The 14,059-nt window shown below is 69.6% G+C and carries 12 protein-coding genes; 4 read left to right on the top strand and 8 right to left on the bottom strand.

Translation table 11 applies throughout. From position 1 onward, the window contains the following. Nucleotides 1-10: 10 nt before the first annotated feature. Complete coding sequence (locus OG801_RS23530) at nucleotides 11-1,501, bottom strand: UDP-N-acetylmuramoyl-tripeptide--D-alanyl-D-alanine ligase (protein WP_355020131.1); 1,491 nt, start codon at nucleotides 1,499-1,501, stop codon at nucleotides 11-13. A 23-nt stretch (nucleotides 1,502-1,524) separates the two neighbouring features. After that, entirely contained in the window at nucleotides 1,525-2,262 is a 738-nt protein-coding gene (locus OG801_RS23525) for an alpha/beta hydrolase (protein WP_355020132.1), read from the bottom strand. 87 nt (nucleotides 2,263-2,349) lie between these two features. Here OG801_RS23525 and OG801_RS23520 point away from each other — a divergent pair, with 87 nt between their 5' ends. Beyond that, entirely contained in the window at nucleotides 2,350-3,417 is a 1,068-nt protein-coding gene (locus OG801_RS23520; protein ID WP_406031613.1) for a trans-sulfuration enzyme family protein, read from the top strand. On the opposite strand, the gene ggt is transcribed toward OG801_RS23520, so the two are convergent. Further along, nucleotides 3,414-5,243, bottom strand: a complete 1,830-nt coding sequence (ggt, locus tag OG801_RS23515; protein ID WP_406031612.1) for a gamma-glutamyltransferase — start codon at nucleotides 5,241-5,243, stop codon at nucleotides 3,414-3,416. The genes OG801_RS23520 and ggt overlap by 4 nt on opposite strands. Before the next feature lie 175 nt (nucleotides 5,244-5,418). Between ggt and OG801_RS23510 the strand changes: the two genes are divergently transcribed. Continuing rightward, a complete protein-coding gene (locus OG801_RS23510) occupies nucleotides 5,419-7,071 on the top strand; it encodes a glycosyl hydrolase family 18 protein (RefSeq protein ID WP_406031611.1) in 1,653 nt (550 codons plus the stop codon). A gap of 124 nt (nucleotides 7,072-7,195) precedes the next feature. On the opposite strand, the gene OG801_RS23505 is transcribed toward OG801_RS23510, so the two are convergent. Continuing rightward, the gene (locus OG801_RS23505) at nucleotides 7,196-8,206 is read right to left on the bottom strand and encodes an NAD(P)H-dependent glycerol-3-phosphate dehydrogenase (RefSeq protein WP_160024550.1); all 1,011 of its coding nucleotides are present in this window, start codon (nucleotides 8,204-8,206) and stop codon (nucleotides 7,196-7,198) included. Between the two features lie 79 nt (nucleotides 8,207-8,285). Next, nucleotides 8,286-9,050: a lysophospholipid acyltransferase family protein gene (locus OG801_RS23500; RefSeq protein WP_355022150.1), complete on the bottom strand. Its 765-nt coding sequence runs from the start codon at nucleotides 9,048-9,050 to the stop codon at nucleotides 8,286-8,288. 61 nt (nucleotides 9,051-9,111) lie between these two features. Here OG801_RS23500 and cofC point away from each other — a divergent pair, with 61 nt between their 5' ends. After that, nucleotides 9,112-9,753, top strand: a complete 642-nt coding sequence (cofC, locus tag OG801_RS23495) for a 2-phospho-L-lactate guanylyltransferase (RefSeq protein WP_406031610.1) — start codon at nucleotides 9,112-9,114, stop codon at nucleotides 9,751-9,753. Here cofC and OG801_RS23490 read toward each other — a convergent pair. Continuing rightward, complete coding sequence (locus tag OG801_RS23490; RefSeq protein ID WP_355022148.1) at nucleotides 9,750-10,331, bottom strand: hypothetical protein; 582 nt, start codon at nucleotides 10,329-10,331, stop codon at nucleotides 9,750-9,752. The two genes, cofC and OG801_RS23490, sit on opposite strands and share 4 nt — an antisense overlap. Nucleotides 10,332-10,494: 163 nt before the next feature. Between OG801_RS23490 and OG801_RS23485 the strand changes: the two genes are divergently transcribed. Next, nucleotides 10,495-11,772 (top strand): hypothetical protein, encoded by a 1,278-nt coding sequence (locus OG801_RS23485; protein WP_406031609.1) that lies wholly within the window; start codon nucleotides 10,495-10,497, stop codon nucleotides 11,770-11,772. Nucleotides 11,773-11,987: 215 nt separating this feature from the next. On the opposite strand, the gene leuD is transcribed toward OG801_RS23485, so the two are convergent. Continuing rightward, nucleotides 11,988-12,593 (bottom strand): 3-isopropylmalate dehydratase small subunit, encoded by a 606-nt coding sequence (gene leuD / locus OG801_RS23480; protein WP_160024554.1) that lies wholly within the window; start codon nucleotides 12,591-12,593, stop codon nucleotides 11,988-11,990. 1 nt (nucleotide 12,594) lies between these two features. Continuing rightward, nucleotides 12,595-14,007, bottom strand: a complete 1,413-nt coding sequence (leuC, locus tag OG801_RS23475) for a 3-isopropylmalate dehydratase large subunit (protein ID WP_355022082.1) — start codon at nucleotides 14,005-14,007, stop codon at nucleotides 12,595-12,597. Nucleotides 14,008-14,059: the final 52 nt, after the last annotated feature.

The following is a 14,059-nucleotide window of genomic DNA, read 5'->3' as shown; positions in this document are numbered from 1 at the left end:
CCTGGGGGTCCTACGCGTAGTGGTCGGGGAGGTCGTTCTCGTACAGCACCACGTCGCCCTCCTTGGCCGCGGTCAGAGCATGATCCGCTGCCGCCTTACGGCTCTCGAACGCAGTGGTTCGCGCTGGCTCCCCCGAACGCAGCGCTTTTCGGTTGGTGCGACCGACGATGCACAGCCGCATCTTGTCGGAGGCCGTGGCAGCCTGCGCGAACTCGATGTTGCGCGCGGCCTGCTCAGTGCCCAGCTCGACCATACCGGGCGTGATGGTCCACACCGTGCCCGACTCCCCTGCCAGCCGCTTGGCCTTCGCGAGCGCCGCGGCGGCTCCGGTGGGGTTGGAGTTGAAGGTGTCGTCGACGACCCAGACGCCGCCGGGCGTCCTGTTGGCCTCGGCGCGGTGGGGCGTGCCGGGGATCGACGCCAGCCGCTGGGTGATCGTCTCGATCGGGACCTCGACCGCGAGGGCGAGGCCGACGGCGATCGCCACGTTGATCGGGTGCCCGACCTCGTCGGGCAGCTGGACGGCGTACGTCTCGCCGTTGATCTGGAGCGCGCCGTCGGCCACCACGACCTCGGCGGTGGTGCCCGGAACGGCGGAGCAGGCGATGACGCGCTTGCTGGCGCGGAGGTTCTCGGCGATGAGCGCGAGCTCGGGTACGTCGATGTTGAGCACCACGGTCGAGGCCTTCGGGAGGATCTCCGACTTGGCCTTCACGATCGTCTCGCGCGACTTCATCCGCTCCAGGTGGGCCTCGCCGATCGTCGTGATGGCGGCGACCTCCGGCGGGAAGATCTCGGTCAGCTCGGCGATCTCGCCGGGGCCGTAGGTGCCCATCTCGGCGACGAAGATGTCGGTGCCGGGCTGGAGGCGGTCGTTGACCGCGCGGGAGAGGCCCATCGCGTTGTTGAAGCTCGCCGGCGAGGCCAGCGTCGACCAGCGGCCCTGCATGAGGTGGGTCGCGTAGTTCTTCGTCGAGGTCTTGCCGTAGGAGCCGGTGATCGCGACGATCCGCGGACTGACCTTCTTGATCGTGGCGGCCGCCTGGACCTGCCACTTCTTCGCCATCGCCTTCTCGATCGGCCACATGATCGCCAGCGCCGCCTCGGCCAGCGGGACCGCGAGGATCGGGAGCAGGCCCGCAGCGGCCGGGACGACGAGCGCGATCACGACGGTGACGATCGCGTGCAGCACGAACAGCACACCGGCCAGGCGCTTGACGCGGTCGGTCCACACCAGCCGCTTGGCGCCGGTGAAGCTCATCCCCACCGGCCAGCCGATGAACAGCAGCGCGCCGACGAGCGCGCCGTAGGGCAGCACGAACGAGGCCAGGCAGACCACGACGACCGCGCCGAGCAGGATCGCCTCGACCGGGCGTGCCTTGATCCAGATCCACTCGATCGCGAACAGCCGCGTCGGCTCGTAGTGCTCACGCTGAGCGACCCGCAGCCAGCGGTAGTACGAGACCAGGGTCAGCGCGGAGGTGACCAGGACGATCCACATGCTTCTTCTTCAGCCCCTCAGATTCAGTTCGTACGAAGTTCGTCGATGGCGCCTCGAAGGCTCTTGACCAGCCCTGCGTCGAGCAGGTGCGCGGACCCGGGGACGATCTCCAGGGTCGCGTTCTCCCCCAGGATCTCCATGGCCTCACCGGGCATCCAAACCGGTGCGGCGGTGTCGTTCTCGCCCCAGATCAGGCGGACCGGAAGGTCCTTCGGGATGGCTGCCAGCTGGTCGCCGTAGGACTCGTTGACGACCTTGACGAAGATGTCGCGGATGATGCCCTTGGCGTTGCGGTAGTCGGTCGAGCCGTACTTCTCCCGCAGCGCCTCCATCCGTGCCTCGGGGATCAGCCCCTTGGAGTGGAGCCAACGGCCGATCCGGTAGGCGAGCTTGGGCTTGCCACCGGTCTTCGGACGGAACAGCGGCACGCCGGTGAGGACGATGCCGCGGACGAGCTCCGGGCGGGCCGCGGCGAGCTGGACGGCCACCCGGCCGCCGAAGCTGTGGCCGACGAGCACCGGGCGGTCGAGACCCTCGAGGATCTGGGCCAGCCACTCGGCGTACTCCTTGCTTCCCCAGGCCTCCTCGGGGGCCGGGGTCGCGCCGAAGCCGGGCTGGTCGAGCGCGAGCGCGTCCATGCCCTCGAGCGTCGAGCCCCAGTCGCTGCGGTTGCGGGCCCAGCCGTGCAGGGCCACGACGGTGGCAGCATCCTTGCCGTGCTTCTCACCGAAGGCACGTCCATCCAGCAGGGTCGTCAACACGGCCGCAACCTTATCCGGGACCATGCGCTGAGCCGTAACCGCGCGGCGCGTGAGCCCGGTTGTCGAGCGGGCAATAGGGTCGAAGTCATGGATCACAAGCCCGCCACGATCGCCGTCCACGCCGGGCGGCCGGCCCACGAGCCCGACCAGCCGCTGAACGTACCGATCACGATGGCCTCGACCTATGTGGCCGGCGGGGACAAGGAGTACGGGCGCTACACCAACGACTCGTGGGTGGCGTTCGAGGAGGCGCTCGGGCAGCTCGAGGGAGGGCGGGCGCTGTCGTTCGCCTCAGGGCTCGCGGCGATCGCGACGCTGCTCGACCTGGTCAACGACTCGGTGGTCGTGGCGACCGAGCAGAGCTATCTGGGGACCATCGGCCAGCTGGCCGACCTCGAGGGGCGCGGCCGGCTGACGGCGCGCCTCGCGGACTTCTCCGACACCGCCGCGGTCGTGAAGCTGCTCGAGAAGCTCGACGGCGAGGTCGCGCTGGTCTGGGTCGAGACCCCGACCAACCCGGGGATGCAGCTCGCCGACCTGCCGGCCGTCATCGCCGCCGCCCACAACGCCGGGGCGCGGGTCGTGGTCGACAACACCTTCGCCACTCCCCTGCTCCAGCAGCCGCTCGCGCTCGGCGCGGACATCGTCATCCACTCGGCCACCAAGTTCATCGCCGGCCACTCCGACGTCGTCATGGGCGCGGTCGTCGTCTCCGACGACACGCTGTGGGACGTACTCAAGGCCCGTCGCGACCTCCTCGGCGCGATCCCCGGCCCATTCGAGGCGTGGCTGGCGCTTCGCGGCATCCGTACGCTGCACCTGCGCGTCGAGCGCTCCTCCGCCAACGCGGCGACCCTCGCCGAGCGCCTGGCGGCGCACCCGGCGGTCGCTGAGGTCCGCTACCCCGGGTTCGGCGGCATGCTCGCGGCCGTAATGCCCACCGCGGAGCAGGCCGATCTGCTCACCCACTCCACCTCGCTGTGGGTCAATGCGACCTCCCTCGGCGGCGTCGAGTCCACGTTCGAGCGCCGTCGCCGCTGGAAGACCGAGTCGGCGACGGTGCCCGACGGGCTGGTGCGGATGTCGGTCGGGGTCGAGGACGTCGACGACCTCTGGGCCGACCTGCTCCAGGCGCTGGACCGCATCGGGAGCTAGTGGGTCGGCGACACCGGGCTCACCACCAGCGCGGACCCGCCACCGCGTCGCCACGGCTCGGCGGTCGAGGTCAGCAGCCCGTCGGGACCGATCTCGATCGCGGTGGCCGCGCCGAGCTCAGCGGTCGGGGCGAAGGTGTGCCCCAGCGACGTCAGTGGCCCTCCGTACGCCTCGATGAAGGCCGGCTCGGCACCGGTGCTCGCCGCGTTGCGCTGGGAGACCCGCGGCGCCGCCATCGCCTCGGGCAGGGTCCGGTCGCGCGCGTACCGCTCGATGAGGATCTGGAGCACCGTGGTGATGATCGTCGAGCCGCCCGGTGAACCGACCGCCAGCACGGGCCGGCCGTCGGAGAGGACGATCGTGGGTGACATCGAGCTGCGCGGGCGCTTGTTGGGCTCGATCCGGTTGGGGTCGTCGGCCCGGTAGGTCGTCGAGAAGTCGGTCAGCTCGTTGTTGAGGATGAAGCCGCGGCCGGGCACGGTGATGCCGGATCCTCCGGTCTGCTCGATGGTCAGGGTGTACTCGACGACGTTGCCCCATCGGTCGACCACGGTCAGGTTGGTGGTCTCGAGGTTCTCGGTGTCCCTCGCGGTCTCGCCCGCACCTTCCGCGCCGTCGCAGACCCCGTCGAAGTCGTACGCATCACCGGCCGCCACGGGCTTGGGCTGGGCCGCCGCGGGGTCGATGGCGCAAGCCCGCTCGGCGGCGAAGGTGTCGTCGAGGAGCGCCTCGACGGGTACGTCGACGTGGTCGGGGTCGCCGAGATAGGCGCCCCGGTCGGCGAAGGCGATCGCGCTCGCCTCGAGGAGATGGTGGTAGGCCTCGGTGTTGGTCATCCCGGCGAGCTCGTAGCGCTCCAGGATGTTGAGCGCCTCGCCCACCGAGGTGCCGCCCGAGGACGGCGGGGCCATCCCGTAGACGTCCAGGTCACGGTAGGTCGAGTGGGTCGGCTCGCGGTCGGGGGCGGTGTAGGCGGCGAGGTCCTCGGTGGTCACCCAGCCGGCCGGAACCGGGAGGTCGGTGTCGTCGCTCTTGGGCGGCTCGGCCACCGTCGCGGCGATCTCCGCGGCCAGCGGGCCGCGGTAGAAGGCCTTCACGCCCTTGCGGGCGAGCAGGTCGTAGGTCGCGGCGATGTCGGGGTTGCGGAACCGGCTGCCGATCTCGGGCGCGGATCCTCCGGGAAGAAATAGTTCGGCAGTGGAATCGATCGCTGCGAAACGTTCCGCGTTGTCGACGGTCTGCTGGCGGAAGGTCTGGTCGACGACGAAGCCCCGGCGAGCCAGCCGCGCCGCCGGCTCGAGCGACTTGGCGAGCGACCGCGTGCCCCACTTCCTCAGCGCCTTGTCCCAGGTCAGCGGGGTGCCGGGCACTCCGACCGAGGCGCCACTGGTGACCATGTCGGGGAAGAATGGATACTCCTTCCCCGTCTCGGGGTCGATGAACGCGTCGCGCGGCATCGCGGCCGGCGCCGTCTCCCGCCCGTCGATCGTCTCGACCTCGCCGGTACGCGCGGAGTAGTGCACGAAGAAGCCGCCTCCGCCGATCCCGGCCGAGTAGGGCTCGGTCACGCCGAGCGCCGCAGCCGTCGCGACCGCTGCGTCGGTTGCGTTGCCGCCCTTGCGCAGCACCTCGAGCCCGACCCGGCTCGCGTCGGCGTCGACGCTCGCCACCGCGCCTCCGTAGCCGACCGCGGTGGGCACCTTCGGTGGTGGTGGCGCCAGCCTCTCCTCCGGGGCGGCGGTCGCCCCGGCGTACGGGACCAGGGTGGCCAGCGCGAGCGCACCTCCGGTCAGTGTGGCGACAACTGCAGAGCGGCGTCCGAGCATGGCGATCTCCCAGAGATTGGCGGCTCATCGAACGTACTACTTCGGCGCCGACCTCGAATTACGTTCTGAAATTCCTTAATTAGTAAGGGTTGCTTACAAACAAACCGACTGCCACCATCGAATGGCGATTCGGGCGCCTGGTGCCCGAGCCAGCCATCACCTCGGAGGTGTCACCATGCATGTCGCCTTGCCCTCACGAAGATCACGCCGGACAGCCGGCCTTCTCATCGGCGCACTCGCCGGAGCGCTCGCCCTCACCGGCACGCTCGTTCTCACCAGCACCCCGTCCAGCGCATCGCTGACGACGGCCGCCGCGGAGCCGACCGCGATCAACGGCTACCGCAACGTCGGCTACTTCGTGCAGTGGGGTGTCTACGGCCGAGCCTTCAAGCTCAAGCAGCTGGAGACGTCCGGGGTCGCCGACGACCTCACCCACCTCAACTACGCCTTCGGCAACATCCACCACCAGACGCTGACCTGCTTCGAGGCCAACAAGGCTCAGGGCGAGGGGCCCAACGGCTCCGACGGCGCCGGTGACGCCTACGCCGACTACGGGATGTCGTACGCAGCCGACGCCTCCGTCTCCGGCACGGCCGACACCTGGGACCAGCCCCTGGCCGGCTCCTTCAACCAGCTCAAGCAGCTCAAGGCGAAGCACCCGGACCTGAAGGTCCTGCTCTCGCTGGGCGGTTGGACCTGGTCGAAGAACTTCTCCCTCGCGGCGGCGACGCCGGAGTCGCGACGCAAGTTCGTCTCCTCCTGCATCGACCTCTACATCAAGGGCAACCTGCCGGTCATCGACGGCCGCGGTGGCACCGGAGCGGCCGCCGGCGTCTTCGACGGCTTCGACATCGACTGGGAGTGGCCGGGCTCGCCCAACGGCAACGCCGGCAACCACGTCGACCCGGTCAACGACCGCGCCAACTTCAAGGCGCTGCTGGCCGAGTTCCGCTCCCAGCTGGACGCGCTGGGATCGACCACGGGCAAGGACTACCAGCTCTCCGCGTTCCTCCCGGCCAACCCGCAGGACATCGAGGCGGGCGGCTGGAACGACCCGGCGATCTTCAACTCCCTCGACTTCGGCAACATCCAGGGCTACGACCTGTGGGGTGCCTGGGACCCGACGCTGACCGGCCACCAGGGCAACCTCTACGCCGACCCCGCCGACCCGCGCCCCGACGGCAAGCGGTTCAGCGTGGACGAGTCGGTCCGGGAGTACCTCGATGCCGGCATCTCACCGGCCCAGCTCGGGCTCGGCATGGCGGCGTACGGCCGTGGTTGGCAGGGTGCCACCTCCTCCGCCCCGTGGGGTCCGGCGACCGCCGCGGCACCAGGGACGTACGAGGCTGGCAACGAGGACTACGACAAGCTCAAGTCTCGCGGCACCGACCACTACGACGCCGCGACCGGCGCCGGGTGGCGCTACGACGGCAACCAGTGGTGGAGCTACGACAACAAGCGCACGATCGCCCAGAAGGCGGCGTACGCCATCTCGAAGGGCCTCGGCGGAGGCATGTGGTGGGAGCTCTCCGGTGACCGTCAGGGCGAGCTGATCGGCACCTTCGCCGACGCCATGCGCAACGGCACCGGCGGCCCGGTCGAGGAGCCGGACCCGACCGACCCGCCGACCGAGGAGCCCACGGACCCGCCGACCGAGGAACCGACCGACCCGCCCGGCGGGGCGGCCGCATGGTCCGCGACCACCGTGTACGTCGCCGGTGACCGCGTCACCTACGGCGGTCACCTGTGGGAGGCCAAGTGGTGGACCCAGGGCAACACCCCGGGCACCGAGGAGTGGGGCCCATGGAAGGACCTCGGCACCGCCTGACCCGCTGATCCTCCATCAAGGTATGCAGAGAAAGGCCCGCTTCCCGTGCGGAACTCCGCACGGGAAGCGGGCCTTCGGCTGCATACCCTTCGACAGGCTCAGGACACCGCCTTGACGAAGGAACCTACTCGGTCTCGGCCTTCGTCGGCCGCTCGAGCATCTCGTCCATGATCTCGCTGACGGTCTTGGCACCGGAGACGACGTCGTCGACGTACTGCGCCAGCGGCACGTCGACCCCGACCTTCGCGGCCAGCTCGCGCAGCGAGTGGGACGACTTGGCGCCCTCGGCGACCTGGTGGCTGGAGGCGAGGATGTCGGCGGTGGTCATGCCCTTGCCGAGCTTCTCCCCGAACGTACGGTTGCGGGAGAGCGGCGAGGAGCAGGTCGCGGCCAGGTCGCCGAGGCCGGCCAGACCCATGAGGGTCATCGGGTTGGCGCCGAGCTGCATCGCCAGGCGTGCGGTCTCGGCGAGACCGCGGGTGATCAGCGACGCCTGGGTGTTGTCGCCGAACCCCATCCCGGCGGCCATCCCGGTCGAGATCGCGACCACGTTCTTGTAGGCCCCGCCGATCTCGCAGCCGACCACGTCGGTCGAGGTGTAGGGACGGAACGCGGGCGAGTGCACGCGCGCCTGGATCGTCTTGGCGACCTCCTCGTCGGCGCACGCCACCACACCGGCGGCGGGCTCGCGACGGATGATCTCCTTGGACAGGTTGGGACCACTGACCACCGCGATCCGCTCCGGCCCCGCACCGGTGACGTGGGCGATCACCTCGCTCATCCGCTCGAGGGTGCCGAGCTCGACACCCTTCATCAGCGAGACCAGGGGTACGTCCTGGGGCAGGAACGGCGCCCAGTCGGTGAGGTTGGCGCGCAGCGTCTGCGACGGCGCCGCGAGGACGACCAGATCGGCTCCGTGCGCGGCCTTCTCGATGTCGTGGGTGGCGCTGATGTTGTGCGGCAGCTCGGTGCCCGGGTGGTAGTCGGGGTTCTCGTGGGTGTCGTTGATCGCCGCGGCGACCTCCTCACGCCGCGCCCACATGGTCACGTCGTTGCCCGCGTCGGCGAGGATGACCGAGAACGCGGTGCCCCATGAGCCCGCTCCGAAGACCGCTACCTTGCCAAGCTCGCTCACGCCGCCACCTCCGTAGCGCAAGCGCCAGAATACGGACGCGGCGGCGTGTTGTGCTCATGGTTCACTCGCTGGCGCTCGCTCAATTGTCGTCCTTCTTCTTCGTCTTGCGGGGGTCGCCGGTCGCGTTCACACCGGCCTTCTTCGGGTCGAAGAGCTCGCTGGGCGGCTCCTCCTCCCGGATGTCGGCCACCAGGCCGACGATCGCCTTCATGATCCGGTCGGTCGCCTCGTTGACGACCGCCGGCGTGTGCTCCTGGACCTCGAGATCCTTCAGGTCGACCGGGTCACCGATCTTCATCTGGATCATCTTGCGACCGATCAGGTGCGGCTTGAGAGAGTACGCCGGAAGCAGCTCCTGGGCTCCCCACTGTCCCACCGGGTAGACCGGGGCACCGGTCGCGAGCGCGATCCGCGCCGCACCGGACTTGCCGCGCATGGGCCAGCCGGTCGGGTCCTTGGTGATGGACCCCTCGACGTAGACGACCACGATGCTGCCCTCGTTGACGGCCTTGACGGCCGCGTCGAACGCCGACGCACCTGCTGTCCGATCCACGGGGATCTGCCGAGCGGCCCGCAGGAACTTGCCCAACGGACCCTTGAACAACGCTGCCTTGGCCAGATAGCTCGGCCTACGTCCGTAGTCCCACACGATGTGCGCGGCGGTGAACGGGTCGATCTCGGAGACGTGGTTGAGCGCGAACACCGCTCCCCCGCTCTCCGGGATCTTCTCGCCGCCCACCCACTGGTGCTTGGTGGTGGCGAGAAGGACGGGCTTCACGATGCCAACAGCCACGGTCCACGGCCAGCCGAGCTTGCCCTCCTGGAACTTCCGGTACTTTCCCACGCAGGGCAGGCTACCGGGCCATCTCCGCGTGGTTGTGAGATACCTGTCAGGATCTACCTCGATGCCTGTACCTGCACCCGGTTACGTCGTACTGCTACCCGTCAAGCCTCCGGCGCGCGGCAAGTCCCGGCTGGTCGGAATCGAGTCGCACGAACGGGCGGATCTCGCCCGCTCGTTCGCCCTCGACACCGCCGAGTCGTGCCTGGCCGCCTCCGGCGTCGGCGCCGTGCTGGTGATCACCGACGACTCCTACTTCGCCGCCGACGTCGCCCGTCTCGGCGCCGCCGTCATCCCCGACGGGGTCAGCGGAGACCTCAACGAGACCCTCGTGCAGGGAGCGCTCGAGGCCCGGCGCCGCTGGCCGGGGCTTCGCCCCGTTGCCCTGTGCGGCGACCTGCCCGCACTCCGCTCCACCGACCTGGACGCGGCACTGAGCGCGGCGGACGGGTTCGGGGCTGCGTACGTCGAGGACGCGGCGGGCGGGGGCACCACCCTCTACACCGGGACCCACGACCGGTTCCGGCCCGCGTTCGGGCCCGGGTCCGCCACCGCCCATCGTGACGGCGGCGCCCATCCGCTGGAGGGAGACCTCCGCTCGCTGCGCCACGACGTCGACACTCTCGAGGACCTCGAGACCGTACGCAGCCTGGGCCTCGGGCCGCGTACGACTCTCGCCTCCGTGCGCGTCGGGAGTCCGGGCTAGGAGTCGCCGGACGGCGTCTCGGTCTCGGTCGCCGGGCTTGTCGATGCCCCGCTCGCGGGAGCCTTCTTCGCCGCGGTCGTCTTCTTCGCCGCTGTCTTCTTCGCGGGAGCCTTCTTGGCGGTCGTCTTCTTGGCTGCGGTCGTCTTCTTCGCCGCCGTCTTCTTGGCAGCAGTCTTCTTCGCGGCCGTCGTCTCCGCAGGCGTCGTGTCTGCGGGCGTTGCCGCGGCAGAGGTCTTCTTCGCCGGGGTGGTCGCAGCGGAGGTGGTCTTCTTGGCCGCTGGGGTCTTCTGGGCCGCGGGGGCCTTCTTCGCGGTCGTCTTCTTGGCGGCGGTCTTCTTCGCCGCCGGAGCCTTCGTGGCCGTCGTCTTCTTCGCCGCGGTCGTCGTCTTCTTCGCGGGGCTCTTCTTGGCAGTGGTCTTCTTGGCGGCGGTCTTCTTCACCGGCTCGGCGACCGGCTCAGCGGGCGGCTCCACGACCGGCTCAGCGGCCTTGGCCGGCGCCTTACGCCGCCCTGGCCGCGGCACCTTGACCTTGCCGGACACCACGTCGGCGACCAGCTTCCCGGCCGTCTCCCGCACCGCGCCGACTACTCTTCCGGCCTGTTTGCCTGCATCAACTACTCGTTTTCTCACCACCCGATCGACCTTAGGCCATCTCCGGGACTTCCGGACATACCGACGGCATGTGAAAACGGATTGTTCACCTGATCGCTCCTGATTCCGACGCCTTCACGTGGTTACCGTGGAGAGACTCGGGGCACGTCCGCAGCATCGCTTCGACATCGCAGCCTTCGGGAGACAGGACGAGGAAGGTACGACCATCACCGACGTGCACATCGACGAGGAGCCGCCCGCCGTGGTGCTCGAGGAGCCGCAGACCACGGTGAGGCCCAGCCGCGCCGGGATCCTGTTCTCGGCCTGCATCATCCTCGCGCTGATCGCCTCCGTGGCCTGGCTGGCCGTCCACACGACCCGGCTCGCCGAGGGCCGCACGGGCGCCAACGTACCGACGCCGGCGCCGCCCGCTCCGACGGTCCGCAACAGCGAGCCGGCCATCCCCGCGACGTACGCCGATCTGCCCGTCGGCCCCGCGACGACCCTGCCCTTCGTCGACCAGGCCGGCCGGCTCCAGCTCGGCGCGAAGCCGCAGAAGGTCTTCGGCTCCCAGATGAGCGTGGCCGGCTGGACGGTGCTGATGTACGAGCGCGCCGACAAGCCCGGTCCGGTGTGGATCGCGCGGCGCGGTTCGACCATCCAGGTCCCCGGCCTGTGGACCCAGCCGGTCCTGAGCAAGGACGGCAACCAGCTCTTCGCGCTCCAGCAGACCGACGACGCCGTCTCCGCCCTCGTCGCGGTGGACACCACGACGGGCGAGGAGACCGACCGGCTCGTGCTCGAGGGCACGCCTGCCGCCACCGCGGTCCTCGGCACCGACCGCACCCGGGCCTACTTCCGCACCGGAATCGTGCCCGCCCCGCCGGCAGTGCCTGGCAACTACGGCGAGCTCACCGTCTCCCGGCCGCCGGTGACCGCCTGGGATCCGGGTGAGGCCACCCAGCGGATCTCGCTGCCGCTCGGCTACCAGCAGCTGATCCCGCTGCGCCGCGGCGTACTCCTCCACAACCCCAGCGAGTGGGAGGCCCGCTTCGCCGCCATCGAGGCCGACGGCAGCCTCACCCAGCCCGGCGTCCACGCACCGCTGCCGGGCTCGGTCGCCGACTCTCCCGACGGCTCGATCGTCGCCATCGCCCGCAACCCCAGCGACCCCGGGATGATCAGCTACGGCGCCGAGCGCGGCATCGCGGTCAACATGAGCACCTCCGAGCACATCGATCTGCGCGTACCCGACTCCGTCGAGAAGGTCCGCGTCGCCGGCTTCGAGTCCGACCGCAGCGTCGTCCTCTACACCGCGACCGCTGCCGAGTCCTGGTACCTCCGCTGCTGGGTCGACACCGGCTCCTGCGACCGCATCACCGGCTCCCAGCGTGGTGCCGAGGGCCGCCAGATCCGCCTCCCCTAGCGCCGAGAAGGCAGGTACGTCGGCCGAAACGCCAAGTACGTCGGCCGAGAAGGCAGTTGCGTCGGCCGAGAAGGCAGTTGTGGGAGACGAGAGTGCACTCTCGTCTCCCACAACTGACGGTTCGATCTATATAACTGACGTCTCGACCAACGCCGGTGACGTCTCGGCCAACCTAGGTGACGCCTCGGCCGACGCGAGCGCCTTCTCGGCGATGCTCAGGCGTGCAGGGTGACCGGCTTGAAGGAGGGCCGGGTCGCCTCGTACGTGGCGATGTCGTCCTCGTGGGACAGCGTGATGCCGATGTCGTCGAGGCCCTCGAGGAGGCGCCAGCGGGTGTAGTCGTCGATGTCGAAGGAGTCCTCGATGGCGTCGGGGCCCTCGCCTGCGCGGACGGTGCGCGACTCCAGGTCGACGGTGATCTGGGCACCGGGGTTGTCGTCGAGGTAGTCCCACAGCTTCTGGACGACCTTCTCGTCGACCTTCGCCGCGAGCAGGCCGGCCTTGCCGGAGTTGCCGCGGAAGATGTCGCCGAAGCGGCTCGAGATGACCACCCGGAAGCCGTAGTCCATCAGCGCCCAGACGGCGTGCTCACGCGAGGAGCCGGTGCCGAAGTCGGGGCCGGCGACGAGGACCGAGGCCCCGGCGTACGCCTCGTTGTTGAGCACGAAGGTCGGGTCGTTGCGCCAGGCGGCGAAGAGGCCGTCCTCGAAGCCGGTGCGGGTCACGCGCTTGAGGTAGACCGCGGGGATGATCTGGTCGGTGTCGACGTTGCTGCGGCGCAGCGGCACACCGGCGCCGGTGTGGGTGGTGAACTTGTCCATGTCAGGCCTCCACGAGAGTCAGGTCGGCGGGCGAGGAGAGGGTGCCGCGTACGGCGGTCGCGGCGGCCACCTCCGGCGAGACCAGGTGGGTGCGACCGCCCTTGCCCTGGCGACCCTCGAAGTTGCGGTTGGACGTGGAGGCCGAGCGCTCGCCGGGGGCGAGGGTGTCGGGGTTCATGCCCAGGCACATCGAGCAGCCCGCGCCGCGCCACTCGGCGCCGGCGTCGAGGAAGATCTTGTGCAGACCCTCCTCCTCGGCCTGGAGGCGCACCTTGGCCGAGCCGGGTACGACCAGGAAGCGGGTGCCGTCGGCGACCTTGTGGCCCTGGATGATGTCGGCGGCCGTACGCAGGTCCTCCATGCGCCCGTTGGTGCAGGAGCCGAGGAAGACGGTGTCGATGTGCACCTCGCGCATCGGGGTGCCGGCCTCGAGACCCATGTAGGTCAGGGCCTTCTCGGCCGCGATCTTCGCGTCGGCGTCCTCGAAGTCGTCGGGGCTCGGGACGGCGGCGCCCAGCGGGACGCCCTGGCCCGGGTTGGTGCCCCAGGTGACGAACGGGGTGACCTCGGCGGCGTCGAGGACGATCTCCTTGTCGAAGACGGCGTCCTCATCGGTGACCAGCGACTTCCAGTGCGCGACGGCCTGGTCCCAGTCGGCACCCTTCGGAGCCTCGGGCTTGTCCTTGATGTAGGCGAAGGTCGTCTCGTCGGGAGCGATCATGCCGGCCTTGGCGCCCCACTCGATCGACATGTTGCAGATCGTCATCCGGGCCTCCATGGAGAGCTCACGGATGGCCTCGCCGCGATACTCCACGATGTAGCCCTGGCCACCGCCGGTGCCGGTCTTGGAGATCAGGGTGAGGATCAGGTCCTTGGCGCTGACGCCGTCGGGCAGGGCGCCGTTGACCGTGACAGCCATGGTCTTCGGCTTGTCCTGCATCAGCGTCTGGGTCGCCAGCACGTGCTCGACCTCGGAGGTGCCGATGCCGAAGGCGATGGCGCCGAACGCGCCGTGCGTCGAGGTGTGCGAGTCACCGCAGACGATGGTCATGCCCGGCTGGGTGAGCCCCAACTGCGGCCCGACCACGTGCACGATCCCCTGCTCGGCGTCGCCGAGCGGGTGGAGACGTACGCCGAACTCCTCGGCGTTCTTGCGCAGCGTCTCGACCTGGGTACGGCTGACCGGGTCGGCGATCGGCTTGTCCCAGTCGAGGGTCGGGACGTTGTGGTCCTCGGTGGCGATGGTGAGGTCGGGACGACGCACCTTACGGTTGGACAGACGCAGGCCCTCGAAGGCCTGCGGACTCGTCACCTCGTGGATGAGGTGAAGGTCGATGTAAAGGAGATCGGGCTCTCCCGCGGTCGACCGGACGACATGCTCGTCCCACACCTTCTCCGACAAGGTCCTGCCCATGACACGTTCTCCATCTGGCATCTTTGGTCTGTAGTGGCCGGTGGCGGTTCGA

This window comes from Nocardioides sp. NBC_00163, from assembly GCF_045206295.1.
Classification (GTDB): domain Bacteria; phylum Actinomycetota; class Actinomycetes; order Propionibacteriales; family Nocardioidaceae; genus Nocardioides.
Note: the sequence above shows the minus strand (reverse complement) of the source record. Positions and strands in the feature narration are given on the sequence as shown.